Source organism: Azoarcus sp. Soil_N_20, from assembly GCF_057656155.1.
Map to the genome: position 1 here is coordinate 279,946 of NZ_JBDGKX010000003.1, position 26,114 is coordinate 306,059.

21 protein-coding genes are annotated in these 26,114 nt (G+C 68.3%); all 21 read left to right on the forward strand.

Features of this window, described 5'->3' with window-relative positions:
• Nucleotide 1 precedes the first annotated feature (1 nt).
• The 21 genes from AC3A35_RS08605 (at nt 2) to AC3A35_RS08705 (ending at nt 26,104) form a co-directional block, all read left to right on the forward strand.
• Nucleotides 2-526 carry a phage tail protein gene (locus AC3A35_RS08605; RefSeq protein WP_487435626.1) on the forward strand — a complete coding sequence of 175 codons (525 nt, stop codon included), beginning with the start codon at nt 2-4 and terminating at the stop codon, nt 524-526.
• Nucleotides 527-531: 5 nt separating this feature from the next.
• Nucleotides 532-1,242, forward strand: a complete 711-nt coding sequence (locus tag AC3A35_RS08610; protein ID WP_487435627.1) for a hypothetical protein — start codon at nt 532-534, stop codon at nt 1,240-1,242.
• Nucleotides 1,239-2,000: a hypothetical protein gene (locus tag AC3A35_RS08615; protein WP_487435628.1), complete on the forward strand. Its 762-nt coding sequence runs from the start codon at nt 1,239-1,241 to the stop codon at nt 1,998-2,000. The genes AC3A35_RS08610 and AC3A35_RS08615 overlap by 4 nt, the downstream gene beginning before the upstream one ends.
• Nucleotides 1,997-3,307, forward strand: a complete 1,311-nt coding sequence (locus AC3A35_RS08620; protein WP_487435629.1) for a Pvc16 family protein — start codon at nt 1,997-1,999, stop codon at nt 3,305-3,307. Before AC3A35_RS08615 ends, AC3A35_RS08620 begins: the two co-directional genes overlap by 4 nt.
• On the forward strand, nt 3,304-5,232 hold the full coding sequence (locus AC3A35_RS08625; RefSeq protein WP_487435630.1) for an AAA family ATPase: 1,929 nt from the start codon (nt 3,304-3,306) through the stop codon (nt 5,230-5,232). The genes AC3A35_RS08620 and AC3A35_RS08625 overlap by 4 nt, the downstream gene beginning before the upstream one ends.
• Nucleotides 5,229-5,483, forward strand: coding sequence for a hypothetical protein (locus AC3A35_RS08630; RefSeq protein ID WP_487435631.1), 255 nt, complete (start codon nt 5,229-5,231; stop codon nt 5,481-5,483). Before AC3A35_RS08625 ends, AC3A35_RS08630 begins: the two co-directional genes overlap by 4 nt.
• Nucleotides 5,480-6,724, forward strand: coding sequence for a hypothetical protein (locus AC3A35_RS08635; RefSeq protein WP_487435632.1), 1,245 nt, complete (start codon nt 5,480-5,482; stop codon nt 6,722-6,724). Before AC3A35_RS08630 ends, AC3A35_RS08635 begins: the two co-directional genes overlap by 4 nt.
• Complete coding sequence (locus AC3A35_RS08640) at nt 6,721-7,653, forward strand: eCIS core domain-containing protein (protein ID WP_487435633.1); 933 nt, start codon at nt 6,721-6,723, stop codon at nt 7,651-7,653. Before AC3A35_RS08635 ends, AC3A35_RS08640 begins: the two co-directional genes overlap by 4 nt.
• A gap of 318 nt (nt 7,654-7,971) precedes the next feature.
• Nucleotides 7,972-9,114: an eCIS core domain-containing protein gene (locus AC3A35_RS08645; protein WP_487435634.1), complete on the forward strand. Its 1,143-nt coding sequence runs from the start codon at nt 7,972-7,974 to the stop codon at nt 9,112-9,114.
• Between the two features lie 38 nt (nt 9,115-9,152).
• Nucleotides 9,153-9,365 carry a hypothetical protein gene (locus AC3A35_RS08650; RefSeq protein ID WP_487435635.1) on the forward strand — a complete coding sequence of 71 codons (213 nt, stop codon included), beginning with the start codon at nt 9,153-9,155 and terminating at the stop codon, nt 9,363-9,365.
• 43 nt (nt 9,366-9,408) lie between these two features.
• Nucleotides 9,409-12,033 (forward strand): proprotein convertase P-domain-containing protein, encoded by a 2,625-nt coding sequence (locus AC3A35_RS08655; protein ID WP_487435636.1) that lies wholly within the window; start codon nt 9,409-9,411, stop codon nt 12,031-12,033.
• Between the two features lie 13 nt (nt 12,034-12,046).
• Nucleotides 12,047-12,703: a hypothetical protein gene (locus AC3A35_RS08660; RefSeq protein ID WP_487435637.1), complete on the forward strand. Its 657-nt coding sequence runs from the start codon at nt 12,047-12,049 to the stop codon at nt 12,701-12,703.
• Complete coding sequence (locus AC3A35_RS08665; protein ID WP_487435638.1) at nt 12,700-13,062, forward strand: LysM domain-containing protein; 363 nt, start codon at nt 12,700-12,702, stop codon at nt 13,060-13,062. Before AC3A35_RS08660 ends, AC3A35_RS08665 begins: the two co-directional genes overlap by 4 nt.
• The gene (locus tag AC3A35_RS08670; RefSeq protein WP_487435639.1) at nt 13,055-14,194 is read left to right on the forward strand and encodes a hypothetical protein; all 1,140 of its coding nucleotides are present in this window, start codon (nt 13,055-13,057) and stop codon (nt 14,192-14,194) included. The genes AC3A35_RS08665 and AC3A35_RS08670 overlap by 8 nt, the downstream gene beginning before the upstream one ends.
• Nucleotides 14,195-14,254: 60 nt before the next feature.
• Complete coding sequence (locus tag AC3A35_RS08675; RefSeq protein WP_487435640.1) at nt 14,255-14,764, forward strand: phage baseplate assembly protein V; 510 nt, start codon at nt 14,255-14,257, stop codon at nt 14,762-14,764.
• A 12-nt stretch (nt 14,765-14,776) separates the two neighbouring features.
• The gene (locus AC3A35_RS08680; protein WP_487435641.1) at nt 14,777-15,097 is read left to right on the forward strand and encodes a hypothetical protein; all 321 of its coding nucleotides are present in this window, start codon (nt 14,777-14,779) and stop codon (nt 15,095-15,097) included.
• A 2-nt stretch (nt 15,098-15,099) separates the two neighbouring features.
• Nucleotides 15,100-15,468 carry a GPW/gp25 family protein gene (locus AC3A35_RS08685; protein ID WP_487435642.1) on the forward strand — a complete coding sequence of 123 codons (369 nt, stop codon included), beginning with the start codon at nt 15,100-15,102 and terminating at the stop codon, nt 15,466-15,468.
• The gene (locus tag AC3A35_RS08690) at nt 15,465-18,041 is read left to right on the forward strand and encodes a putative baseplate assembly protein (protein ID WP_487435643.1); all 2,577 of its coding nucleotides are present in this window, start codon (nt 15,465-15,467) and stop codon (nt 18,039-18,041) included. The genes AC3A35_RS08685 and AC3A35_RS08690 overlap by 4 nt, the downstream gene beginning before the upstream one ends.
• Complete coding sequence (locus tag AC3A35_RS08695) at nt 18,041-20,845, forward strand: putative baseplate assembly protein (protein ID WP_487435644.1); 2,805 nt, start codon at nt 18,041-18,043, stop codon at nt 20,843-20,845. Before AC3A35_RS08690 ends, AC3A35_RS08695 begins: the two co-directional genes overlap by 1 nt.
• A complete protein-coding gene (locus AC3A35_RS08700) occupies nt 20,842-22,920 on the forward strand; it encodes a hypothetical protein (RefSeq protein ID WP_487435645.1) in 2,079 nt (692 codons plus the stop codon). Before AC3A35_RS08695 ends, AC3A35_RS08700 begins: the two co-directional genes overlap by 4 nt.
• Before the next feature lie 13 nt (nt 22,921-22,933).
• Nucleotides 22,934-26,104, forward strand: a complete 3,171-nt coding sequence (locus AC3A35_RS08705; RefSeq protein WP_487435646.1) for a DUF6519 domain-containing protein — start codon at nt 22,934-22,936, stop codon at nt 26,102-26,104.
• The last annotated feature ends 10 nt before the right edge of the window (nt 26,105-26,114 follow it).

A 26,114-nucleotide genomic window follows, 5' to 3' on the forward strand; every position in this document is an offset into this window, starting at 1 on the left:
CATGGCACAGTTCAGCGTCAATGCTCAGCGTTTCGATCCCTACAAGAACTTCAAATTCCGGGTGAAGTGGGATGGCCGCTACGTGGCCGGGATCAGCAAGGTGGGCGCGCTCAAGCGCAGCACCGAGATGGTCGAGCATCGCGAAGGGGGCGACCCGTCCACCTCGCGCAAGTCGCCCGGCCGCACCAAGTTCGAAGCGATCACGCTGGAGCGCGGCGTCACCCACGACGTCGAGTTCGAGCAATGGGCGAACAAGGTGTGGAATTTCGGCTCCGGGCTGGGGGCAGAGGTCTCGCTCAAGGATTTCCGCAAGGACCTCATCATCGAGGTCTACAACGAGGCCGGCCAGCTCGCCCTCGCCTACAAGGTCTTCCGCTGCTGGGTGTCCGAGTACCAGGCCCTGCCGGACCTCGATGCCAACGCCAATGCCGTCGCCATCCAGACCATCAAGCTGGAGAACGAGGGCTGGGAGCGCGACTTCGACGTCACCGAACCGAGCGAGCCGAGCTTCACCGAACCGGTCTGATCGTCATGCTTGCGCTGACTCCGGAGCACCTGCTGACGGTGTGGGAGCAAAGCGCGCGACGCCACCCGATCGACCGCGCGCTATTGCTGTTCGCCATCGCCGCACCGCACACGCCGCCCGACACCCTGGCCGACCAGCCACTGGGGGTGCGCAATGCCGCACTGATGGCGCTGCGCCGCGCCAGCTTTGGACCACGACTCGACGCCTGGGCGGACTGCGCAGCCTGTGGCGAGCGCCTGGAGTTCGCACTGGACGCCGCCCAGCTGCCACCCGCGCCCGCCGACGAGCGCGCGGCACTGGAGGTCGCCGGCTACCGTTTCCATCGTCCCACCAGCCGCCATCTGGCTCGGCTGAGCACTGCGGCCGACGCCGATGCGGGCGCACATCAGTTGCTGCGCGACTGCGCCGAGTCGGCGGCCGATCTGCCCGCCGATCCGGCCGCGCTGAGCGCCTTGCTCGACGCCGTCGACGCCGCGATGGACGCGGCCGACCCGTGGGCGGACCTGACCATGGGCATTCGTTGCCCGGCCTGCGGCCACGAGGATGAGGCGGGGTTCGATATCGCGGCCTATCTGTGGGAAGAAATCGACTCCCACGCCCGCCGCCTGCTCGACGACATCCACACCCTGGCGCAAGCCTACGGCTGGACCGAGCCCGACATCCTCGCCCTCAGCGATGCCCGCCGCGCCGCCTATCTCGAACGGGTGCAGCCATGAGCGGCCTGCTCCGACGGCTCGCCCGCCACGCGCAGAGTGCGTCCCGGCCGACGATACACGCGATGGCTCGCCTGCCCTACATGCCAGCCCCGGCGCTGCTCCCGGTCGACGATGCCGACGTACGCGCACCGACCATGGCGCCCACGGCGGCACCCGCCATGTCGCCGCCGCCAGCGTCAGCGGAGCCTGCACCCGCCGCACCGGCGCCGCAGTCGATGCCGACGCCGCAGCCCGCCACGGTCCGCAACCCGATCCATCGCGCGGCAATCGACGACCGCGGCGCCGAAGCGAGGCTGGCGTCGCCGGTATCGCAGGCCGACCGGCTTCCGCCCGCCTTGATGCCGGCCGCGCCCACCGACCGCCCCGCCGACCCCGCCACTTCGCCTGTGGTCCCCGACGCGGAGCACGCCACCGAGCGCGCCGGTGCGGCCGCGCCGACGCCGCTATACGGGCATCCACAGGCCACACCGCAGCCGCAGCCGCCCCCTGCGACCCGTCCCGCCATCCACGATGCGCGCGCGCTCCCCGACGCACTGCTGCCGCCATCCCCGCCCCCGGCGCGGGCGACGACCGCAGCGGTCGGCGCGCACCCGCCGGCTCCGGCAGCGGACACACCGACCGAAGTCCATGTGCACATCGGCCGCATCGAGGTCACCGCCGTGCACGCGCCGGCCGCGCCCAGGCCTGCGGCGCGCAGCGGGCGAGCGCCGATGTCGCTGGATGAGTATCTGGCCCGCCGTCAGGGGAGCGGATCATGAGCAACGCGCTGGCCATTGCCGGTGTCACCGCGGTGCTGCGCGACCGCCTCAACGACGGGCTGGTCAACCACAACGTCACCGGTGTACTCGGAAGCACGGTTTCGGTCAGCGTGCTGCCGCCCGACCGCGTGGTTGCCGAGGGCAGCACGGAAGCGAGCCAGCTCAATCTCTTTCTGTACCTGGTCACGCCCAACACCGGCTGGCGCAACGAGGGCCTGCCCGCCCACGACCACTCCGGTCGGCATCGGCTCACCAATCCGCCGCTCGCGCTCGATCTGCACTACCTGATCTCGGCCTACAGCGGCGGCGATCTGCATGCCGAAATCCTGCTCGGCTACGCCATGCAGCTGCTGCACGAATTCCCGGTGCTCACCCGCGAGATGATCCGCACCGCACTCAATCCCTCGCCGGATGTCGGCCTGGAGCTGCCGCCCGCGCTGCGCGCGCTGGCCGATTGCGGGCTGGCGGACCAGGTCGAACTGCTGCGCATCACGCCGCAGTTTCTCAACACCGAGGAAATCTCCAAGCTGTGGACTGCCACCCAGTCCAACTACCGGCCGACAGCGGCCTATCAGGTCTCGGTGGTGCTGATCGAGGCCACCCGGCCGACCCGCCCGACCCTGCCGGTGCTCACCCGCGGCGAGATCGACCCCGGCTCCGGTCGCGAACGCGGCGTGGTGGTCACCCCCGGGTTGATCCCGCCGCTGCCGACGATCGAGGCGGTGGTGCCCGCCGGCAACCAGCCGGTGGTCCGGCTGGGCGAAGCGGTGACGCTCGAAGGCCACCACCTCGACGGCAGCGTCCGCGAAGTACATCTGCGCAACGAGCGCTTCGAGATCGACGAAGTGCTGCCAGCGAGCGGCCCCAATGCCGCCGATCGCATGGTGCTGGTGATTCCCGCCGCACGCGCGAACGACTTTCCGGTGGGCGTCTACGATGTGACCGGACGCGTGATCCGCCCCGGCGATGTCGATCCGCGCGCAAGCAACCGGCTCGCCTGCGTCATCGCCCCCAACATCACCAATCTGCCGCAGGCGGTGGTGCGCGACGGCAACGACGACGCGCACATCACGCTGACCTTCACCCCCGCAGTGCAGCCCGGTCAGGCTGTGTCCCTGCTGATCGGCCAGGTCGAGGTCGCGCCCGAGAGCTTCGTTGCGCCGACCACCACGCTCGATTTCGTTGTCGAGGATGCCGAGATCGGCGCTCCGCTCGCGCGCCTGCGCATCGACGGCATCGACAGCCCGGTGGCCGATCGCAGCACCACCCCGCCGACCTTTTTCAACCACCGCATCACGATCTCATGAACGCGCCACTCGACCTCGACTGGACGACCGCCAACCAGCAATTGCTGGTGGCCGAGTTTGCCCGCCTGCGTCGTCTGCTGGGCGAGGACACAGACCGGGGCTCGGCGCTTGAAGCGCAAAGCCGAATCGACACCCTGCGCGCGCGCATGCCCGCACCCGCAGCCATCGACACGCTCGCCCAACTGTTTCAACTGAGTGCCTTCGAGCGCGACGTGCTGCTGCTCGCCGCCGGTGTCGAAATGGATGCCCGCCTCGCCGCGCTGTGTGGCGACGCCAGCGGTCAAGCGCAGAAGCCCTGGGCCACGTTCGGTCTGGCGCTCGCCGCCCTGCCCGATCCACACTGGAGCGCGATCGCGCCGGTCGAAGCATTGCGCCGCTGGCGCCTGATCGACATCGACGAGGGTGCCGGCCTCACCGCCGCCCGCCTCAAGCTCGACGAACGCGTGCTGCATTTCATCGGCGGACTCAACTATCTCGACCATCGCCTGCGCCCACTGTTCGAGGCCGTCCCGAATGCCGGGCTGATGGCCGACGCCCATCGCGCCATCGCCGTCGAGCTGGTCGAGCGTTTGCGCGCGCATCATGGGCGCCTTCCTGCGGTGTTGCTCGCCGGCGACGACACCGACGGCCAGCGCGACATCGCCGCCACCGCGGCGGGCGTCCTCGGCCTTGCCCTGTTCGCGCTGCGCGCGAGCGATATTCCCGCTGCGGTGCACGAACAGGCCTCGCTTGCCACGCTGTGGCAACGCGAAGCCGCGCTGCTGGGCAGCGGATTGCTGATTACGGAGACCGACGACGGCGCTGACGGGACGCTGGCACGTTTCATCACGCAGCTCGACGGCCTGGTGTTCGCCGCCGGGCGCAGCATTTCGCAACGCCCGGTCGAATCCTTGCGTTTTGCCGTCAACAAGGCCGACGCCCCCGGCCAGCGCGCACTGTGGCATGCCGCCCTGGGCGAACGCGCCGCACCACTGGCCGGTGCACTCGATGAGCTCGCCAGCCAGTACCGCCTCGGCGCTGCGCAAATTGCCCGCCACGCCGCACAACTCGACAGCACCGACGCGACGCAAGCTGTCATCGCCCTGCACCGGTTTTGCCGCGGCGACGGGAGCGGGCTGAGCGCACTGGCGCAAGCCATCGATGCGCGCGCCACCTGGGATGATCTCGTCCTGCCCGAGGCCCAACGCCGCACGCTCGAACAGATCATCGTGCATACCCGCCATCGCATCACCGTACATCACGACTGGGGCTTTGCCGCCAAAGGGGTGCGCGGGCTCGGCATTGCGACGCTGTTCGCCGGCGAGAGCGGTACCGGCAAGACGCTCGCCGCCGAAGTGCTCGCCAATGTGCTCGATCTTGCGCTGTATCGCATCGACCTGTCGTCGGTGGTGAGCAAGTACATCGGCGAGACGGAGAAGAATCTGCGCAAGGTGTTCGACGCCGCCGAAGACATCGGCGCCATCCTGTTGTTCGACGAGGCCGACGCGCTGTTCGGCAAGCGCAGCGAAGTCAAGGACAGCCACGACCGCTACGCCAATATCGAAGTAAGCTATCTGCTGCAACGCATGGAGCTGTACCGCGGGCTGGCGATCCTGACCACCAACCACAAGACCGCACTCGACACCGCCTTCCAGCGCCGCCTGCGCTTTGTGGTGCACTTCCCCTTCCCGGATGCGACGCAGCGCGAAGCGATCTGGCGCAGCACCTTCCCGCGCGACACTCCGCTCGATGGACTCGATTACCCGAGACTCGCGCGGCTCAACGTGGCCGGCGGCAACATCCGCAACATCGCGCTGGCCGCCGCCTTCCTCGCCGCCGAGGCCGACACGCCGGTCACCATGGCCCACCTGCTGCGCGCCGCCCACCTCGAAGCGGCCAAGCGTGAAAGGTCGCCCTCGGATGCCGAAACGCGGGGGTGGACATGACCCGTATCGTGGTGCACATCGACAGGTTGGTGCTGCACGGCATCGACCGCGCAGATGCCAAAGCCCTCAGCGACGGCGTGCAGGCCGAGTTGCAGCGCCTGCTCGCCGCACCCGGCGCCGCCGCCGCTCTGACTGCGGGCGGCGACCGCGCTCGCGTTTGGACTCCGCCCACCCAACTCGCTTCGGGCACCAGCGCCGCAACGATGGGCAAACACGTTGCGGCAAGCATCGCAAGCGGGGTCAGGCCATGAGCCAGGCGGCCCGGATCAGCGCGACGCAGCGCGCCCCCGAAGCCAGCAATCTCTTGCTGCAGCGCAAGTGTGCTTGTGGAGGGAAGGCTTCGGCGCTGACGGATCAATGTGAGGAGTGCGTGACGAAGCGCATCTTGGGCCTGCAGACAAAACTGTCCGTTAGCGAGCCCGGCGACCGATATGAACAGGAGGCCGATCGGGTTGCGGAAGAGGTGATGCGTATGCCGAAGCCGGGCATGGGCGGCGTACCCTTTTCCACATACGCCCAGTCGATCTCGCACGCCCCGCCGACCCTGATGCGGCTTTCGCCGGAGCGCTTTCAAAGGCGGCTCGGCCGCACGCCGGAACAAAGGAAGGTGATCGACGCGCTCTTCGGCCATCCCACGTTCCGAAAGCTCTGGGACTGGATCGGCAAGTGCGAAGGAAAACGCGCGGACCACGGACCCATCAAGTTGCGTGTCGGCAGGACCTTCAGCGATGGCGTTCAGACCTTCGGAGAGTTCAATCAAACTCGCGGCATTTTGACGATCAATCCCATGTTTCGGGAGGCCGGGATACGCGTGGCCAGGAAGAGTCCGCAGGAGTTGGCCGACACCGTCGTCCACGAACTCATTCACGCGGCTTCGTGGGCCTTGCGTACCGGCAAATGCCCCGGACAACGAGAGCCCCTGCCGCAGACGGAAAACCTTGTGGACGAAAAGGACCGCAGGCTCATCGAACCCGAACAGGAAGGCTTGAAACCTACGGAGCGTTTGTCACTTGGCGAGGAGTTGGACCGATTCGAACGGCTGGGACCGAGCGCCAGCGATCCATGCAACTACTTCCTGGACATTGAAGCCGGACCACAGGCAGAGATTGTCGAGATCACCGACGACATCCGGCAAGAAACGGGCATCGGCGGTCCAACCCGGACACGGGTCAATCAGATCCTCCGAAACGAGCTTCGCAGCGCAAGACGGGCAGCCACCCCGGAGGCAACGCTTGCCGCCGCGCCGCTGCTACGCGGATTCATGCGCTGCAGGGACGAGGAATGTGCCAAGCCGCGGCGAAAACGCAAGCTCGCTCGATGCTTCGACGATGTGCTGTCGGCGGATGAACTCGCCCCCGTCGTGCAGCGAGCCGACAAAGGTTCCGCCATTCACCATGCGAAAACGCGTGAAACCGCAGGGAACGGGATGCCGCAGACCATTCAACGTCAAATCAGCCGATACGCAGCGGTGACTGTGAAGGAGGAGCCATGACGTATCAAACCCTGAGTCCGGCTCGTGTTCGTGCTGCGGGATCGACACCATTGCAGCCGAGTGTGGCGAGCGACATCCTGGCCCCGCGAGTGGTCAGCGAAGTCATCGACTCCCCCGGTCGTCCGCTGGACGCCGGTACGCAGCGCTTTTTCAAGCAGACGCTTGGCCATGATTTCAGTCGCGTGCGTGTACACACGGATCACACGGCAGCCGAATCGGCGCGAGCAGTCAATGCATACGCGTACACCGTTGGCCAAGACGTGGTGTTCGGCGCAGGACAGTATTCACCCGAGAGCGAATTCGGCTGCTATCTGTTGGCCCATGAACTGGCGCACACCATGCAGCAAAGATCGCTCGACCTCAGGAGCTCCGCGCGACAGCTACCCATCAATTCGCCGGGTGATGCCTACGAGCACGAAGCTGATGCCTTCGCCGCGAGCGCCCTGCAACGCGCGGCCCGAAAGCCGGCATCATCAAGTGCAGCGCAGCCGTCGCTATCCGCCAGTTCACCCTTCGTCGCGCGCGTTGACTGCTCCACCGTGTCGCAAAGTCTGTGCAAGGGCATTTACTCCTGCGGTCACGGAGGCAGCGGCAGATGCTACTGGGGCGGCACCTATCCCAACAAGCGCTGCATGTGCTTTGGTGCATCGCGTCCGGACGTATCGACCTCGAAAGTACTCGAAGCGCTGTTGATCATCGGTCTGTCACTCGCGCTGCTGGCAACGATTGTCGCGGCACTTCTGGATCCGGAGCCGGTAACCAAACTGGGGCTGGCCGGACTGACTGTGGCGGAGATGGTCGCGCTACTGCTTCTGCTTGGATACAGCCGGGACGAGGTGCGCGAAATGGGGCTGGATCCGGACCTGGTCGCGCAGGTGGACCTGGGTGAAGGCAGCCATGGGGAAGAGGGAGGTACCCGTGTCGCTTGATTCGACTGCGCTTATCGGCGAGGTGCGTGAAGGATGCGGAAGCTCGCCGTTCCAGGGCGTGGCATCGAGGTTTGTCACTGACACCGTGGATTTTGCGTCGGAAACAGAACGCGATGACACAGCCGCCCGGGTGAAGACCACTGATCCCGTTTTGCTGTACTGGAGTCGGTCATGAGTACGGGCGCCCATTGCAGGCAGTTTGCACGCCCGGTCCCGGCTGGCACCGTGGTCGGGAGCCTGTCCAACGGGCATACGTCGCCACATCTGCCACCGCTGGTCGGCATCCACGCCACAACGCTGCACATTCAGGCGAAGCCAATGATCGGCGCGCCCGATGACGCCCATGAGCGCGAGGCGGATGCGGTCGCCGATTCGGTGATGCGCGCATCCGATGACGTACATGCGTGCCCGGGCTGCATGAATTCGGCGAAGGATGATGACGCAACCCTCCGCCGCCAGACGAGCAGCCCGTTCAGCATTGGCGAGGGCGTGGTCGAAGAGGACGAGGAAGTGTCGGTGGATGCGGAAACGGTCCGCACCAAGCCGGCCACGGGCCCGCGACCGATCGTCTCGCCAAGTATCGCCGGGCGCATCGCTGCCCTGCGGAGCGGCGGACAGCCACTGCCTAATTCGGTGCGACACTTCATGGAACCTCGCTTCGGCCATGACTTCGGCAAGGTTCGGGTGCACACCGGCAGCATGGCGAGTGCGACCGCGAACAGCCTCCGCGCACGTGCGTTCACCATCGGCCGCGATGTCGTCTTTGGCCACGGGCAATTCTCGCCGGGCAGCGCGGAAGGCCGGCGACTGATCGCCCACGAACTGACGCATGTGGTGCAACAGGGGCATGCTCTGCCGCGTGCGCGTCTGTCGGCGCGCGCCGCGACCGCGACGCCCCCCGCACCTGCGGCGACGACCCACGAGGCCGATGGCGCAGTGATCCGACGCGTTGCCTGGTGGCCCAACAGGCCGACCGGAAGATCCTCTCGCCCTTGGGGCTCATCGGGGCCCGTGGGCCGAATACTGCGCGGCGAGACGGATGCCGGCACCGCGCTCGACATCTGGAGCCCCGCCGATGGCACCACCTACTGGTGCCACGGTTACACCTTCGGCGGCTCGAGTGCGCGCGGTGGGCCCTATTCAATCTGGGGCAGCGACGTGCCGACCGTACTCAATGACGACGGCTGGAAGCAAACCTACTCCTGCATGGCGCAGCCGGCCGACATCCTCGTGTTCCGGGACGATGCGGGCCAGGTCACCCACTCGGGGATCATTCGTTCGGTGTCAGCGCCGGGCGGACGGGTGGATGACGCCGCCAGCACGGTGGAATCCAAATGGGGCGCGGGATCGCACAACACGAGTTCGTGGGCGAGGAATGCCGGCAGTTACGGGAAGTACACCTGTTACTCGAAAGCGCCGCTGACCGGCGTTTGCAGCGGCAAGGGAGCGAACGAGTCATGAGCGGCGGGTCGGCTGGACACATGCTGTGTGACGACCTCATGAGCGCATCGCGTGACGCCGCCTATCGCGCGATGAGTTTCGTGGCGCAAGCGGGCGGCCCGCGTATCGCAGGTTCGCCCGACGACCGCACGAACCTCATGGCCCAGCGCGCGGGCATGCATGCCTGGCTGGCGGCGCAACCCGATCGGGCGCGGCTGGAATCGGACTATCTGCAGTTCCGCAAGGAGTGGTCGCCGATATTCAAGGACTGACGCCGGCAGGCCCGGCGAAACGATGGGCGCGAGGAGCATGGACATGACAACCTACACGTACCGGGGCGGCAAGAAGCTGAGCCTCGAAAAGCGACCGGATGCATTCGTCTCGCGGGCACTGCCCGACACGCTGCGCTCGGCCGGCATTGCGGACGATGCCGAACAGGTCTCGTCCGCCTCGTCCCGAGTCAACACACGGGCCCAGGATCTGGAAGTGCTGATGGCGCAGGCGCGGGGAGTTGCCCCGACCCATCATGCCTACACCGTCGCCGATACCCACCAGGACTTCCTGATCACCGACCGCGTCTTCGTCACCTTCAAGCACCCACTGAGCGACGAGCAGGTGGCCGAATTCGCCGGGCGGTATGGCCTGATGCTGTGCGAGCGCTATTCGGAGCGGGATTTCCTGTTCCAGCTCACCCAGCACACCGGCATGAACCCGGTCAAGCTGGTGGTGACGCTGACCGAGAACGAGCCGCTGGTGGAGTTGGCGGAGAACGACCTCAACTATGTGGTCAACAAGTACGCCCTGGTGCCGCCGAGTGATCCGGGCTACATCCGCCAGTGGCATTTGCACGGCCATTTTGCCCATCCCGAGGTCGACCCGCGCGCCAATGCGCGCTGCGAACCGGCGTGGGCCCTGCTCGACGGCTTCGGCAGTCCGGAAGTGGTGATCGGCATCACCGACGACGGTTGCAAGCTCGACCACCCCGATTTCGACTCTGCGGGCAAGTTCGCGGGGTGGGGCTATTTCAGCGGCACCCGCCTGGTGACCAGCGACGACATCGACGCCCAGCCCGCGGGCATGTATCAAACCGGCGCCAATCACGGCACCTCCTGCGCCGGCGTCAGCGCCGGTGAGGTCGATGGGGTACTCAGCGTGGGGGCGGCGCCCGGCTGCCGGTTGTTGCCGATCAAGTGGGAGTCGCAAGGGCCATCGCTGCTGGTCAATGATTCCAAGCTCCTCACCGCACTCGGCTTTGTAGGCAGCAAGGTGGATGTGCTGTCCAACTCGTGGGGTGCCGTTCCGCGCTTCCTGTTCGCTTCGGTAGTGATCAACCGGATCAAGCAACTGGCCATCGGCGGCGGGCCGCGCGGGCGCGGCATCCTGTTCCTGTGGGCAGCGGGCAACGAGAACTGCCCCATCCTTCACGATGCCGCGCAGGACGTGCCCTACACCCACGGCTGGGTACCCGAGGGCGGAAGCTGGCGATGGGGCGGCGTCGACACCAGCCGACACTTCGAGAACAACCTGGCCGACCTTCCCGGCGTGATGCATGTGGCCGCGCTGGCCAGCACCGCCCGCCGCAGTCACTATTCCAACTACGGCACCGGCATCGATCTGTGCGCGCCGAGCAGCAACAGTCACGCCTTTTTCCGCATGCACGTCCCGGGCCTGGGCATCACCACCGCAACCGGCGAGAGCCCCAGCGTGACCGAGGAATTCGGCGGCACCTCCAGCGCCACCCCGCTGGTCGCCGGCGTTGCGGCCCTCGTGCTGTCGGCCAATCCGGCACTGAGCGCAATGGAGCTGGCGGCGGTCCTGCGCCGCACCGCGGCCAAGGATCTGGATGAGACACCCTACGCGCGCACCCCGCCGGCGAGCTACGACCCCGATACCTCATGGGACGTGTCGCCGGTCGCCCCCTTCGACAGCGGTGCGTTCCAGGATCTCGGCCATGCCGACGGCAGCTGGAGCCCGTGGTTCGGTCACGGACGGGTGGATGCCGAGCGCGCCGTGGCGCTGGCCCGTCAGCTGCGCGGCGACGCCGCACCCACGCCCGCGCCGGCCCCCGACGGACACTACCGGTCGCAGCCGGCGCTGGCGATCCCGGACAACCGTGCCGAAGGCATCGCCGACGCGGTGGATGTCACCGCCGAGGGCAAGGTGAACTTCCTGCGGGTTGCGCTGGAGATCCGCCACACCTATATCGGCGACCTGGTGGTCACCCTCGCCTCGCCCTCCGGTCGCGAGGTCGTGATGCACGATCGCAGTGGCGGCGGCAGCGACAACCTGGTCGGCACCTGGGACGCGTCCACCCTGCCCGCATTGCGCCATTTCGAGGGCGAGCAGGCGCGCGGGCCGTGGACGCTGAAAGTACGCGACCTCGCGGCAGTCGATAGCGGACGGCTGGAAGCGTGGTCGCTCGAGATCGGGGTCGTCGTGCCGGCGCCGCACATCGTCGTCGACGAGACGCCGGGCATCCGCATCCCGGACAACCGCAGCGCCGGCATCGAACGGACGCTTGCGGTCGCGGAGCAGGGACTGGTCGGCGACATCGAGGTGACGGTGGACATCACCCACACCTACGTCGGCGACCTGCGCGTTCGCCTGCGCTCGCCCACCGGCATCGAGGTCACGCTGCACGATCGCAGCGGGGGCGGTACCGACAACCTGCGGGCGACCTACACCTCGACCGAGGTGGCGGCGCTGCGGGTCTTCCGTGGCGAACCCTGCGCCGGCGAATGGACGCTCGCGGTGCAGGATCTCGCCGCGCGCGACGTCGGCAAACTGAACCGCTGGGCGCTCGACATTCACTGGGTCGCACCGGCGCCGCGGCGTGCGAAGCCGAGCACGACATCGGCAAAGCCCGCCAGGAAGGCGACGAAGGCCGCCGCCGAGAAGCCGAAACGCAGCAAGACCAAACGTGCCAGGGCAATGGCCTGACCGGGACAAGCTCATGAGCGGATTCAGCCAGTCTCCCCGCCTCGTCAAGGCCGGCATCGTGTTGATCGATCCGGGCTCCGCGCAGGTGCGGCGCGTGATCGCGCTGCAGTACAACCCGGACACGCTCACCCGCACGCTGCAGGCCCAGCACATCGGCGAGGGCGCGGAACGCTCCGAAGCGCTGCGCCTGAAGGGTCCGGCGGTGGAGACGTTCAAGCTCGAGGCCGAGATCGACGCCGCCGATCAGCTCGAATTCCCGGACCAGCACCGCAGCGCGGTCGAAGCGGGCATCGCGCCGCAACTGGCCGTGCTCGAGTCGCTGATCAATCCGAGCACGGCTGATCTGCGCGCCGGCCAGGCGCTGGCCGCCGCCGGTACGCTGGAGATCGCGCCGATGGAATCGGCGCTGGCCATCTTCGTGTGGGGCGCCAACCGCATCGTGCCGGTACGGGTGACCGACTTCTCGATTACCGAAGAGGCCTTCGATCCCTTGCTGAACCCGATCCGCGCCAAGATCAGCCTCGGGCTGCGCGTGCTGTCGATCGACGACCTGGGCTTCGATCACAAGGGGGGCGGGCTGTTCATGGCCTATCTGCATTCGCGCGAGAAGCTGGCTTCGAAGGCGTCCACCTTCGGCTTCGATGCGTTGGGAATCGGAGGCTTGCCATGACCGATCCGCTCAAGGCCTTCATGCAGGCCAATGCGCTCGCCACCCCGACTTTCCCGGCCGACAGCCGCTACTACGGGCTGGACACCGCGCAGTGGATACGCCCCGACGGCGAACCGGTGAGCTTCGTGCGCCGCCGCTTCATCCCGCCACCGGAAAACTTCGCCACGCTGAGCGAGCATCGCGTCGAGGTCGGCGACCGCCCGGACAATCTGGCCGCGAAGTACCTCGACGACCCGCAGCAGTACTGGCGGCTGTGCGACGGCAACGGCGTGATGCACCCCAACGAGCTGGTCGACACGGTCGGCCGCCGGCTGCGCATCACCTTGCCCGAAGGGGTGCCCGGAGGCACGGATGTCTAGCGCCATCCACCTGAGCCTGCTGATCGGGCCGATCGTGCCCATCCCGGTGCCGGCGATGATGATCGACGCACTCGAATCGGTCAGCGTGACCACCGCGGCCGGCACGCGCAGCGGCTTTCAGCTGCGCTTCAAGGTCAACAGCCGATCGGAACTGAACACCATCTTTCTGATCGCCGTGGGCCAGAACACCAGCGTCGGCACGCCACCGCTGCGCGTGGTCCTGATCGTGACCCTCGGCGGGCGGCCGCAGCCGCTGTTCGACGGCGTGGTGACCAATGTCGAAGTGCAGGCCGGGCAGTACAAGCAGCCCGGCAGCATCACCGTGACCGGCGAGGACCTGACCAAGGTCATGGACCTGATCGACTTCAGCGGCCTGCCCTACCCGGCCATGCCGATCGAGGCGCGGGTGGCGCTGATCTGCGCCAAGTACGCGGCCTTCGGCATCATTCCGCTGCCGATCCCTGCGTTCTTCCCGGATGTGCCGATCCCGGTCGAGCGCATCCCGGCGCACAAGGGCACGGACCTGGCCTATCTGCAGCAGCTGGCCGAGGAAGTGGGCCATGTGTTCTACATCGAGCCGGGCGAGGCACCGCTGACCAACATTGCCTACTTCGGTCCCGAGATCAAGGTCGGCCCGCCGCAACCGGCGCTCAACATCGACATGGATGCGCACACCAATGTGGAGTCGCTGAACTTCAGCTTCGACCCGACCAAGGGCGTGCTGCCGATCGTGTTCATCCAGAACCAGCTCACCCGGGTGCCGATCCCGATTCCGATCCCGAACCTGAACCCGCTGCAACCGCCGCTCGGTCTGCTGCCCGCGCCCATCGCCAACATCAGGATGATGAAGGACACCGCCAAGCTCAACCCGATGCAGGCGATCTCCCGCGGGCTGGCCGAGGCGAAGAAATCGCAGGACGCGGTCACCGCCACCGGCACCCTCGATGTACTGCGCTACGGCCGCATCCTAAAGCCGCGCAAGCTGGTCGGCGTACGCGGCGCCGGCATCGCCTACGACGGGCTGTACTACGTGAACAGTGTCACCAGCACGCTCAAGCGCGGCGAGTTCAAGCAAAGCTTCAACCTCAGCCGCAACGGGCTGATCTCGATCACGCCGAAGGTGCCGGTATGAAAACCCTCAAGCCCAGCCACGACCCGCACCGGGCAAGGCATAAGACGCCGCGAGGGTCCCATGACTGAAAAGTTCTACGGCAAATATCGCGGCCTGGTGGTCTCCAATATCGACCCCATGCAGCAGGGTCGCCTCCAGGTTCAGGTGCCGGACGTGGCCGGCCTGGCCCCGCTCAGCTGGGCGATGCCGTGCGCGCCGGTGGCCGGCATTCAGAACGGCATGTTCGCGCTGCCCCAACCCGGCTCCGGAGTGTGGGTCGAGTTCGAGCAGGGCGATGCCGACAAGCCGATCTGGGTCGGGTGTTTCTGGGGCAGTGCGGCCGAAGTCCCCGCGCTGGCGCTGGCCACCCCGCCGGTCATGCAGGGCATCACCTTGCAGACCGTCCTGCAGAACGGCCTGACGATCTCGGACCTGCCCGGCCCCACCGGCGGCATCATGCTCAAGAGCGCCACCGGGGCCACGCTGATCGTCAACGACACCGGCATCTACATCCAGAACGGCAAGGGCGCCGCGATCACGCTGATCGGCCCGACCGTGACCATCAACAACGGCGCACTCACCGTGATCTAGGAGCGTCCTGCGATGCCCGGCCCCCTCCTCCATGTCGGCGCAACCGTCCTCTGCGCACACGGCGGCACCGCCAGCGCGACCGCACCCAACCCGCGCGTGCTGGTGAGCGGGCAGCCGACGGTGGTGATGAGCGCGCCGTGGGTCATCGCCGGCTGCCCGTTCAACGTGTCGGGCAGCCCGGTGCCGTGCGTGACCGGGCAGTGGGTGGTGGCGGCCACGCGGGTGATGTCCAACGGCCAACCACTGGTGCTGATGGATAGCCAGGCGGTGTGCGCACCCAACGGCACCCCGCTGCTGCCGGTGGCGGCGCAGACACGGGTGATCGGGAGCTGACCATGACGATCAGCGTTCACTTTCCCTACCAGTTCGACGGCCGCGGCCGCACCCGCGAGGCCGACGAAGCCGCCTGGATCCGTGGCCTGATCGAACAGGTGCTGTTCACCGCGCCGGGCGAGCGCGTGATGCGCCCGGACTTCGGCAGCGGCCTGCGCGAACTGGTGTTCGCGCCCAACAGCCCGGAACTGGCCGCCACCACCCGGTTTCTGGTGCAGGGCGCGCTGCAGCAATGGCTGGGCGAGCTGATCACGGTCGAGGCGATCGATGTGGAGGCGGTGGATTCGCGCCTGTCGGTGACCGTGCAATACGTGGTTCGCCGCACCGAAACCCGCCAGCGCGAAGCCTTCGTGCACGGAGGCGCGGCATGACCGCCTACACCTGCTGCGAAGAAAACCGCCGTGCGGCGGTGGATGCGCACCCGACGCTCAACGGCATCGACTATCTGGAAGTGCTCGACCTCGACGCGCCCACCGGCAGCCCCCGGCAGCGCACGCTGATGATCCGGCTGCTCAAGCCGGCACCGGCGGGGCTCACGCCCGAGAACGTGCGCATCGAAGGCGGCGAGCGCATTCGCCGGGTCGGCATCGAATGGGTCGGCATCGCCAGTGCCCCGCCGGTCGAAGCAATCCCCGCCGAGCAGGCCTGGTTCACCGCCTTGTCCGACGCCAACCACGTATTGCTGGTGCGCACCGATACCGAGGGCGATTTTTCCACCTACCGGCTCACGCTGCTGCAGGGCGGCGACGACGACGCGCCGCTGCCGGACTTCGACCCGCGGCTGTCGGCGATCGAGTTCGCGTTCAAGGTCGAATGCCCCACCGACTTCGACTGCGCGCCACGCCACGACTGCGCTGATGCCTTTAAACCTTTATCCGACATCAATTACCTCGCGCGCGACTACGCCAGCCTGCGCCGCCTGATCATCGATCGCCTGACTCGCCAGATGCCCGGCTGGCGCGACCGCAGCCCGGCCGATCTGGCCACCACGCTGGCCGAACTGATCGCCTATGTGGGCGATCTGCAGCACTACCGGCTCGACGCGATCGCCACCGAAGCCTACCTGCACACCGCACGCCGGCGCAGCAGCCTGCGCCGCCACGCGCTGCTGGTGGATTACGCCATGCACGAAGGCTGCAACGCGCGCGCCTGGCTGCATCTGCAGGTCACCGGCGCTGCCTTCCCGCTGCCGACGGGGCTGCGTTTCCTGACCAGGGTGCCAGGCGTGCCGCCGCGGGTGACACCCGATTCGCCCGAAGAGCGCGACGCCATGCAGGCCGTGCCGCTGGTCTTCGAACCGATGCACGAGGCCACGCTGCGCATCGAGCACAACGATTTCGACTTCTACACCTGGGGCGACGCGCGCTGCTGCCTTCCGGTCGGCGCCCGCGCCGCGACCCTGCTCGGCCACTGGCCGGATCTGGCGTCCGGCGACGTGCTGATCTTCCGCGAGATGATGGGGCCGCTGAGCGGCGCCGCCGAGGATGCCGATCCGGCCCATCGCCATGCGGTGCGGCTCACCGACGTGCGCGCCTTCGACGGCGCCGCACCGCTGACCGATCCGCTCGACGACACCGAAATCACCGAGATCCGCTGGCATGCCGACGACGCGCTGCCCTTCCCGCTGTGCCTGTCGAGCGAGACCGACAAGGCCCATGGCAGCACCCTGATCACTCAGGTGAGCATCGCGCTCGGCAACAACATCCTGGTCGATCACGGTCGCAGCATTGCCGACGAGGCCCTCGGCAGCGTGCCCGAAGCGCACCTGCACTTCGCCACCGCCGGTGGCGACCCCTGCCAGCGTGCCGCGCCCGAACCGCTGCCGCCGCGCTTTCGCCCGCTGTTGGCCGATGGCCCGGTGACCCGCCAGGGCACGATACTGAAGACCATCGTCGAACACGGCCTGCGCCGCAGCGAACGGCTGCCCTTCGACCGCGAGGCCCCGGCGCGCGCCGCGCTCCAATGGCGCACCGCCGACGCCGTTCCGGCGATCACGCTGGAGAGCACCCTGGGGACCAGCACCGAGCCATGGACGGCGCGCCGCGACCTGCTGTTCAGCCGCGCCGCCGACACCCACTTCGTGCTCGACACCGAGGACGACGGTAGCGCCCGGCTGCGCTTCGGTGACGACACCCATGGCCGCCGGCCCGACACCGGCACCGCCTTCGCCGCCAGCTACCGCATCGGCAACGGCCCGCAGGGCAACGTCGGCGCCGACGCCATCACCCACGTCGTCACCACCGACGGGCGGATCGAGACCGTCACCAATCCGATGCCCGCCACCGGCGGCGTGAGCCCGGAGACCACCGCCGAAGTGCGCCGCCACGCGCCGCACGCCTTCCGCACCCAGGAGCGCGCGGTCACCCCGGCCGACTATGCGGAAGTCACCGAGCGCCTCGCCGGGGTCCAGCGCGCAGCCGCCAGCCTGCGCTGGACCGGCAGCTGGCACACCGTGTTCGTCACCGTCGACCGCGAGGGCGGCGATCCGGTGGACGCGGCCTTCGCCACCACCGCGATCGAGCATCTGGACCGCTACCGCATGGCCGGCCACGATCTGCGCATCAGGGATCCGATCCACGTCTCGCTCGAAATCGACCTGCTGGTATGTGTCGATGCCGGCTACTTCCGCAGCAATGTGCGCCGCGGCCTGCTCGAGGTGCTCGGTGCACACAGGCGCGCCGACGGCACCCGCGGCCTGTTCCATGCGGACAACTTCAGTTTCGGCCAGACCGTCTTCCTCAGCCCGCTCTACGCCGCCGCCCGCACCGTGCCCGGCGTCGCCTCGGTGCAGGTCACCCGCTTCCAGCGCCAGGGCCACGAAGACCCGAAACCGCTGGCCGACGGCTTCATGGCCCTGGGCCGGCTGGAGATCGCGCGGTTGGACAATGACCCGAATTTCCCCGAGCACGGCGTGCTGCGCCTTGAACTGCACGGAGGCAAATGATGAGCACCTTGCGTCCTCTGCCGGACACCCGCTGCGATTGCTGCGCCGGCGTCGGGGCCGATACGCCGCGGCGGATCGACAACCCGCCCGGCCTGCCCGCCATTTCCTACCGCATCGGTCGCCACGGCGATTTTGTCGACTCGATGCGCGCCCGCCTGTCCGCCGCCGACACCCCCGCGCTGGCGGCGCTGAGCACCCGCGAAGCGAGCGACTTCAGCCTCGCGATCACCGATGCGCTGGCCATCTCGCTCGACGTGCTCGGCTTCTACACCGAGCGCTACGCCCAGGAACACTACCTGCGCACCGCCACCGAACGCCTGTCGGTGCGCGAGATGGCGCGCCTGATCGGCTACCAGCTCGCACCCGGCGTCGCCGCCGGCACCCACCTCGCCTTCACCCTGCAGGCCACCCCGGGCGCGCCGGGCGAGCCCATCGTCATCCCGGTCGGCACCCGGGTGCAGAGCGTGCCGGGCCAGGACGAGCAGGCGCAGAGTTTCGAGACCGTCGCCCCGACCCCGGCGCGTGCCGAATGGAACGCGATTGCGGTGCAGACCACGGTGCCGTGGCGCCCGCAGTCGGGCGACACCGAACTGTGGCTCGATGGTCTGGCCACGCAGTTGCAAGCAGGCGATGCGATCCTGATCGTCGGCAATGAACGTATCGGCACCCCCGACAGCGAACACTGGGACGTGCGCGTACTGGCCGGGGTCGAGCCCGACAACGCCAATGGCCGCACCCGGGTGTTCTGGAATCACCCGCTGGGCAGCGCCTTCCCGAGCATGAGCCCGGCTGCCATCGGCGTGCAGGTCCATGCCTTTCGCCAGCGTACCGCGCTGTTCGGCCACAACGCACCCAACCCCAACCTGATGGGCAACGACGATTCCAACGTGGCCCAGTTGATCGACAAGAGCACGTCCAGTAACTGGCAATGGAAAAATTTCGAACTCAACCCGAACGCCGTCGATCTGGACACCGACAACGCCAGAATCACCGCCGGCAGCTGGATCGCGCTGGTATCCAACCAGCCGGGCCTGGGCAGCGCCGAGCTCCCCGGCTACACCGAGCTCTATCGCGCAAGCAAGGTCATCCACCGCAGCCGCAACGCGTTTGCGATCGCGGGCAAAATCACCCGTATCACCCCCGACACCACCGAGAACCTCACCGCCACCCGCTTCCCGCTGCGCCGCACCCTGGTGCTGGCCCACAGCGAACGCCTGGCCACTGTGGATACGCCCATCGTGTACCCGGTGTATGGCGATGCGCTCACCCTCGGGCGTCGAGTCGAAGGCCTGCTGCCCGGCCAGCCGATCGCGCTGTCCGGCCCGCGCCAGCGCATCGCCATCGCGCCGGGGGCCACCGGCCTCGCGCTCGGCCTCGACGAGGGTGGCAGCGCCGCGCTGACCGAGGGCGACGAGCTGTTGATGCTGGCGCCGGCGGCCCGGCTGTTCGGTGCCACCCCGGTCGCACTTGGCGCCGAGGTCTTCGCCGCGCAGATCGGCAAGGCCGGGGTGACGCTGCGGCTCACGCTGCTGGATCGCGATGGGCGCCGCGGCACGCTGACCGCCAAGGGTAGCCAGCTCCGCCTGGCGGACAGCCGCAAGGACGATCCCCAGGTCAGCGAGATCGCCTTCATCGCCACCGCCGGCGACCCGATCGTGCACGACCGCGATCACACCCGGCTCAGGCTCGATGCCCCGCTGCAGCAGGTCTACGCTCGCGCCGGCTTGCGCATCAACGCCAACGTCGCTCCCGCCACCCATGGCGAAACGGTGGAGGCGATCCTTGGCAGCGGTGACGGCAGCGTACCCGATCAGCGCTTTGCACTGGGTCAGAGCCCACTCACCTTCGTCAGCGCCAACACCCCGAGCGGGCGCGCGTCCACGCTCGAACTGCGGGTCAATGAGGTGTTGTGGACCGAAGTCCCCACCCTGCACGCCGCCCTGCCCGACACCCGCGTCTACGCCACCACCCAGAACGACGACGCGGTCACCACCGTGCAGTTCGGCGATGGTCTCGAAGGCGCGCGCCTGCCCAGCGGCGAGAGCAACCTGCGAGTGCGCTACCGCAAGGGGATCGGCGCCGCCGGCAATCTGGCCGCGGGCAAGCTCACCACCCTGCTCAGCCGCCCGCTGGGGGTCACCGCGGCGATCAACCCGGAGCCGGCGACCGGGGGCGAAGATGCCGAAACCCTGGCGCGTGCGCGCGACAACGCGCCGCTCACCGTGCTCACGCTGGAGCGTGCGGTGTCGATCGACGACTACGCCAACTTCGCGCGCGCCTTCGCCGGCATCGACAAGGCCCATGCGCTGTGGATTCCGGCGGGGCCGGCGCGCGGCGTGTTGCTGACCATCGCCGGGGTCGATGGCGCCGACGTGCCGGAGAGCAGCGATCCCTACCAGAACCTGCGCGACGCCCTCACCACCCATGGCGATCCGCTGGTGCCGCTGCGCATGCTCAATTACACCGACGCCCGCTTCCGCTGCCGGCTGTCGATCAAGGTGTTGAGCGAATTCGAGACCGATCCGGTGTTGGTCACGATCGAGGCCACGCTGCGCGAGCACTTCGGCTTCGCCCGCCGCGCCTTCGGCCAGACCGTGTCGGTCGACGAAGTGGCCGCCGTGGCCCAGGCGGTGCGCGGTGTCGAGGCGGTGCACGTGACCCGGCTGTATCGGCTCGGGAGCCCGCCGGCACTGGTGCCGCGCCTGTTCGCCAGCGTGCCGGTGGCCTCGCTCACCACCCTGCCGCAGGCCGCCGAACTGCTCACCGTGGACGACGCCCCGATCGAACTGGAGGTGCTGCCGTGAGCTTCGACGCCCAAGCCCTGTTCGACCTGTTGCCGGCCATCCATCGCATCCGCGATGCCGAACTGGCGCGCGCCGGCGGTCTGCAACGCGGCCCCCTGGAAGAGCTGATCACTGTGCTGGCCGAGCAGATCGGCGTCGCCGAAGAGAGCCTCGACCAGCTTTACGACGACCTGTTCATCGAAACCTGCGCCGACTGGGTGGTGCCCTACATCGGCGATCTGATCGGCTACCGCAGCCTGCATCGGGTGGCGCCGGGGGCATCGAGCGCGCGTGCCGAAGTCGCCCACACCATCGCCTTGCGCCGGCGCAAGGGCACCGCGCTGGTACTGGAACAGCTGGCGCGCGATGTCACCGGATGGGACGCGTGCGCGGTGGAGTACTTCCAGCGCCTGTGCGCCACCCAGTACATGAATCACCCCCGGCTCCACAACCTGCAGTCGCCCGACCTGCGCAGCGGCGAGGCGCTCGAGTGGATCGCCACCGCCTTCGAAACGGCCAACCGCACCGTGGACGTGCGTCGCATCGAGTCCGGGCGCGGCCGCCACAACATCCCCAACGTGGGCCTGCACCTGTGGCGCATCCAGGCCTGGCCGCACCGCGAATCGCCGGCCGCACGCGAGGGCCCGCGGCGCTATCGGGCCAGCCCGCTCGGCCACGACCTGCCGCTCTACAACCGTCCGCGGGCCGAAGACGACATCACCCACCTGGCCGAACCGGACAACGTACCGTGGCCGCTGTCGCGCCGGCGTCTGGGCACCCATCTGGCGCGTCACTACGGCGAGCGCGCGAGCGCCGGCGAGCCACTGGACAACCCCGAGCCGGCGCTGATCCTGATGATCGATGGTACGGTGATCGAACGCGACCGGATCCACATCTGCAACCTGGCCGACGATGGCGGCAGCTGGATGCACAGCCCGCCGCCCGCCGGCATACACGCCATCGATCCGGTACTGGGCCGCATCGCGCTGCCGCCGGATGCCCCCGACCCGGCCGATGTGCGCCTGACCTGGCACGAGGGCTTTTCCGCCGCCATCGGCGGCGGCGAGTACGAGCGCGGCGACAGCCTGCCGCTGCCGCCGGAGACCGCCACCGTGGTGCGCGTGCCGGACGAGCATCCGACCCTGGCGGCCGCCCTGAGCGCGATTGCCGGCAACGGCGTGATCGAGATCACCGACAGCAGTCGCTACGCCGAAACGCTCGCCATCGACATCGTCGCCGATGGCAGCGTGGAGATCCGCGCCGTCAATGGCCGCCGCCCCCTGCTCGCGCTGGGCGGGCTGAGCATCAGCGGTGCCGCGAACAGCGCGTGCACGCTCAACGGTCTGCTGATCGCCGGCGCAGCGCTGGTCGTACCCGATGCCGCGGGCAATGCGCTGGCACGGCTCGATCTCGTCCACTGCACGCTGGTGCCGGGTATCGAGCTCAACCCGGACGGCAGCCCGGTGCAGCCGACCGCACCGAGCCTGCAACTGGCCATCGCCGGACTCGAAACCGGAATCGAGCGCTGCATCGTCGGCGCCATCCGCAGCCACGAGCGTGGCAGCGTGCGCGCCACCGACAGCCTGATCGACGCCACCGCGCGCGACGGCGTGGCCTTTGCCGCGGCGGACGACGAAGCCCCCGGCGCGGCGCTGTCGCTGATCGCGTGCACGGTGATCGGCAAGCTGCACACCGCCGAGGTCGGGCTGATCTCCAACAGCATCCTGCTTGCCGCGCTGGCCGAGGGCGACACCTGGACCACGCCGGTGCGTGCGGCACGCAAGCAGATCGGCTGCGTGCGCTTCTCGTGGCTGCCGTTCGAGTCCATCGTGCCCACCCGCCACCGCTGCCAGCCCGATTCCGCCGCGAGCGCGCAGCACATCGCGCCGCGCTTCAGCTCCTTGCACTACGGCACCCCGCCCTACGGCCAGCTCTCCACCGCCACGCCGGCGCAGATCGTGCGCGGCGCCGACGACGAGAGCGAGATGGGCGTGTTCCACCACCTCTACGGCGCCCAGCGCGAAACCAACCTGCGCATCCGGCTCGCGGAATATCTGCGGGTCGGGCTGCGTGCCGGCGTGTTCTACGAATCCTGAGGGAGTCCACATCATGAGTTTCGATCTGAGCCGCATCCGCTTCGACGCCCGCGAGGACTTTCTCGGGGTCGTCATGCAGCAGGGCCGGGTCCAGCTGGACGCCGACTGGAACGAATGGGTCGCCCAGCTGGCACGCCGTCTCCAGGCCGGCACCCTGGACACCTTCGGCGGCAACGTGGTGCCACGTATCACCCCGGACGGCTTTCGCATCGAGGCGGACGGCGGTGAGCTGAGCATCGGCGTCGGACGCATCTATGTGGACGGCCTGCGGGCCGAAAACCACGGTGCCGCTCCGGACGAGTGGGAGCCCCGCCTGGCCGAGCTGACCGGCACCACGGCGCTGAACTACAGCGCGCAGCCCTATTACCCCGACCCGCCCGCCCTGCCCGACGGCGGCCCGCATCTGGTGTATGTGGACGTGTGGCAGCGCGATGTCACCGCACTGCAGGTGCCGGATCTGGTCGAGAAGGCGGTGGGCGTCGACACCACCGGGCGCCGCCAGACGGTATGGCAGGTCAAGGTGCTGCCGGGTCGGGGCGACATCGGCTGCGCCACGGCGGACGAGGACATTCCCGACTGGCAGGCCACCATCGCGCCGTCGGCGGGGCGTCTGAGCACGGCCACCGGCACCCCCGACTTCGAGTCCAACCCCTGTCAGGTGCCACCGGCGGCCGGTTACCTCGGGCTGGAGAACCAGCTCTACCGGGTCGAGGTGCACACCGGCGGCGCGCTCGGCACGGCCACCTTCAAGTGGTCGCGCGACAACGCGACGGTCGCCTCGCGGGTGACCCACATCAACCCGGCGCGCGACCGGATCACGGTCGAGAGCATCGGCCGCGACGATGTGCTGCGCTTCCACGACGGCGACTGGGTGGAAGTGACCGACGACTGGCGTGAGCTGAACAATCTGCCCGGCGAGCTGCGCCGCGTCCGGGTGGCCGGCGGGGTGGACGAAACCGCCCGCACGCTGGAATTCGACATCGCACTGCCGGCCGGGCGTTTCCCGACCAACGCCCAGCAAGCCACCGATCCGGGGCGCAACACCCGCGTGCGGCGCTGGGACCAGTCCGGCCAGGTACGACGCGAGGACGGCACCGCGGTACAGAACCTGAACGACCCGCTGGCGAGCGGCGAGATCACCATCCCGGCGGCGGGTACGCGGCTGTTCCTCGAGCACGGCATTCTGGTCGAGTTCGATATCGATCCGGCCGGGGGCGCGTTCAGGAGTGGCGACTGGTGGGTGTTCGCCGCACGCAGCGTGGATGCGAGCATCGAGGTCCTGGACCGCGCCCCGCCGCTGGGCATTCATCACCACTACGCGCGACTGGCGACCGTTTCTTTTCCCGACGGGGAAACCGACTGCCGCACGCTGTGGCCGCCGATCGCCGAAGGCGAAGGCTGCGATTGCACGGTGTGCGTCAGCGCCGAGGGCCACAACAGCGGCGCCGCGACGCTGCAGCAGGCCATCGACGGCATCAAGGAGACCGGCGGCACCATCTGCCTGGGTATCGGCAGCTATGACATCGGCACCGGGCTGAATGTGGACGACGCGCGCTCGCTGCGCATTCGCGGCCAGGGCTGGGCCACCCTGCTGGTCGGCAGCGCGCCTGGCGGCATCCTCGACATCACCGACAGCATCGGCGTGGCACTCGAGAACCTCACCGTGATCGGCTCGGCGGCGAACGCGGGCACCACCAGCGTGATCGGCGCGCGCAACGTGGTCGACCTGCGCGCCGAACATCTCAACATCGTCGGCCTGGCGGTGGGCGACGGCACCAGTGTGGGCATCGGCCTGTCCGGCAACGTGCTCGGCCCGAGCATCACCGATTGCGCCATCGTTGCCGAGCGCGGCATCGCCACCGTCGCGGGCGGCGACCGCAACTACGTGCTCACCGGCGAGTTGCGCGCCGCGCGCAACCTGTTCTTCTGCAGCCAGCGTGCGGTCAGCTTCGATGGCACCAGCCTGCATTTCGGTACCACCCGCATCGAGAACAGCCTGATGCTGGTCGGCAACCAGGGGGCCATTGTCGCCACCGGTGCGGTGCTGCCCGGCTCCACTTTCGGTGTCGCCGACAACGTGATCTACACCGCCGGCGACGGCATTCGCGCCGGCGTGGACGGTCTGGCCGTCGAGCGCAATGAAATCTCCGGCTTCGGCGAGCGCAGCGGCAACGGTATCGTGCTCGAAGAAGGCCTCGACCCGGTCGCACTCGACCGGGTGCGGATCAGCGCCAATCGCCTGCGCAACCTGCAGGGTGACGCGATCGCGATCCTCCAGCGCATCGACAACGCGATCATCTCGGACAACATGGTCGACGGCATGGGGCGCGGCGCACTGGTGATGTCGGAACGCGGTGCCGCCGGCTATCTGGCCGTCACCGGCAATCAGTTCGCCAACCTGGGCCAGGCCCTGGCAAACGTCGCGACCGCCTTCGCCGGCGTACAACTGATCCGGGTGGAACGCGGCGACGTGCTCGACAACCTGATCGCCAATGTCGCGCGCGAGGCGATCGGCAGCCCCGGCATCGACGGCCTGCGCACGGCCGCGGTGGGCCAGTTGCGCATCGCCGGCAATCGCTTCCATGGCATCGGACCGGACCGCATCAGCGGCCCGGTCGCCGCGGCCCACCTGCTGCCACCCTTCGACCGGGTGGCGGTCGACGACAACAGCATGGACCGCATCGCCGACGAAAACCCGAATCTCACCCTCGTCGAGTGGCGGGCGATCGACATCGCACCGGCGCCGGCAGGGGCCGTCACCCATCTCGCGGCCGCCAGCTATTTTGCAGGCGCGGACACCGCCTATCTGATGACCGCCAACCGCATCCTGGCGCTTCCGCTGCGCCCATCCGCGGTCTCCATCCGCGGCAACCAGTTGCGCGGCCACCTCACCCGGGTGCCGCTCAATCAGGTCGCCGCGGTCGATAGCTGCCTGTTCGCCGACAACCACTGCGTAACGGTCGGTGAAGGCGGCAGGGAACCCCTGCTCGGGCAGCTCGGCGCGCGCACCCTCAACGTCAGCAACAACCGGCTCATCGCGCTGGGCGACATCGACACCCTGCATCTGCATCCGCAGCAGAGACTCGCCATCGTCATCGGCAACACCAGCACCGGCAACATCCGGGTACAAGGGGGTACCCCCGTACCAAACGACCTGAGCCTGACCAACATCATCGGGGTCTGAAGGAGAACAG

What these genes read in the sequence shown, in the direction of transcription:
- AC3A35_RS08605 (WP_487435626.1), top strand. Translation starts at nt 2, where the DNA reads ATGGCACAGTTCAGCGTCAATGCTCAGCGTTTCGATCCCTACAAGAAC.
- AC3A35_RS08610 (WP_487435627.1), top strand. Translation starts at nt 532, where the DNA reads ATGCTTGCGCTGACTCCGGAGCACCTGCTGACGGTGTGGGAGCAAAGC.
- AC3A35_RS08615 (WP_487435628.1), top strand. Translation starts at nt 1,239, where the DNA reads ATGAGCGGCCTGCTCCGACGGCTCGCCCGCCACGCGCAGAGTGCGTCC.
- AC3A35_RS08620 (WP_487435629.1), top strand. Translation starts at nt 1,997, where the DNA reads ATGAGCAACGCGCTGGCCATTGCCGGTGTCACCGCGGTGCTGCGCGAC.
- AC3A35_RS08625 (WP_487435630.1), top strand. Translation starts at nt 3,304, where the DNA reads ATGAACGCGCCACTCGACCTCGACTGGACGACCGCCAACCAGCAATTG.
- AC3A35_RS08630 (WP_487435631.1), top strand. Translation starts at nt 5,229, where the DNA reads ATGACCCGTATCGTGGTGCACATCGACAGGTTGGTGCTGCACGGCATC.
- AC3A35_RS08635 (WP_487435632.1), top strand. Translation starts at nt 5,480, where the DNA reads ATGAGCCAGGCGGCCCGGATCAGCGCGACGCAGCGCGCCCCCGAAGCC.
- AC3A35_RS08640 (WP_487435633.1), top strand. Translation starts at nt 6,721, where the DNA reads ATGACGTATCAAACCCTGAGTCCGGCTCGTGTTCGTGCTGCGGGATCG.
- AC3A35_RS08645 (WP_487435634.1), top strand. Translation starts at nt 7,972, where the DNA reads ATGATCGGCGCGCCCGATGACGCCCATGAGCGCGAGGCGGATGCGGTC.
- AC3A35_RS08650 (WP_487435635.1), top strand. Translation starts at nt 9,153, where the DNA reads ATGAGCGCATCGCGTGACGCCGCCTATCGCGCGATGAGTTTCGTGGCG.
- AC3A35_RS08655 (WP_487435636.1), top strand. Translation starts at nt 9,409, where the DNA reads ATGACAACCTACACGTACCGGGGCGGCAAGAAGCTGAGCCTCGAAAAG.
- AC3A35_RS08660 (WP_487435637.1), top strand. Translation starts at nt 12,047, where the DNA reads ATGAGCGGATTCAGCCAGTCTCCCCGCCTCGTCAAGGCCGGCATCGTG.
- AC3A35_RS08665 (WP_487435638.1), top strand. Translation starts at nt 12,700, where the DNA reads ATGACCGATCCGCTCAAGGCCTTCATGCAGGCCAATGCGCTCGCCACC.
- AC3A35_RS08670 (WP_487435639.1), top strand. Translation starts at nt 13,055, where the DNA reads ATGTCTAGCGCCATCCACCTGAGCCTGCTGATCGGGCCGATCGTGCCC.
- AC3A35_RS08675 (WP_487435640.1), top strand. Translation starts at nt 14,255, where the DNA reads ATGACTGAAAAGTTCTACGGCAAATATCGCGGCCTGGTGGTCTCCAAT.
- AC3A35_RS08680 (WP_487435641.1), top strand. Translation starts at nt 14,777, where the DNA reads ATGCCCGGCCCCCTCCTCCATGTCGGCGCAACCGTCCTCTGCGCACAC.
- AC3A35_RS08685 (WP_487435642.1), top strand. Translation starts at nt 15,100, where the DNA reads ATGACGATCAGCGTTCACTTTCCCTACCAGTTCGACGGCCGCGGCCGC.
- AC3A35_RS08690 (WP_487435643.1), top strand. Translation starts at nt 15,465, where the DNA reads ATGACCGCCTACACCTGCTGCGAAGAAAACCGCCGTGCGGCGGTGGAT.
- AC3A35_RS08695 (WP_487435644.1), top strand. Translation starts at nt 18,041, where the DNA reads ATGAGCACCTTGCGTCCTCTGCCGGACACCCGCTGCGATTGCTGCGCC.
- AC3A35_RS08705 (WP_487435646.1), top strand. Translation starts at nt 22,934, where the DNA reads ATGAGTTTCGATCTGAGCCGCATCCGCTTCGACGCCCGCGAGGACTTT.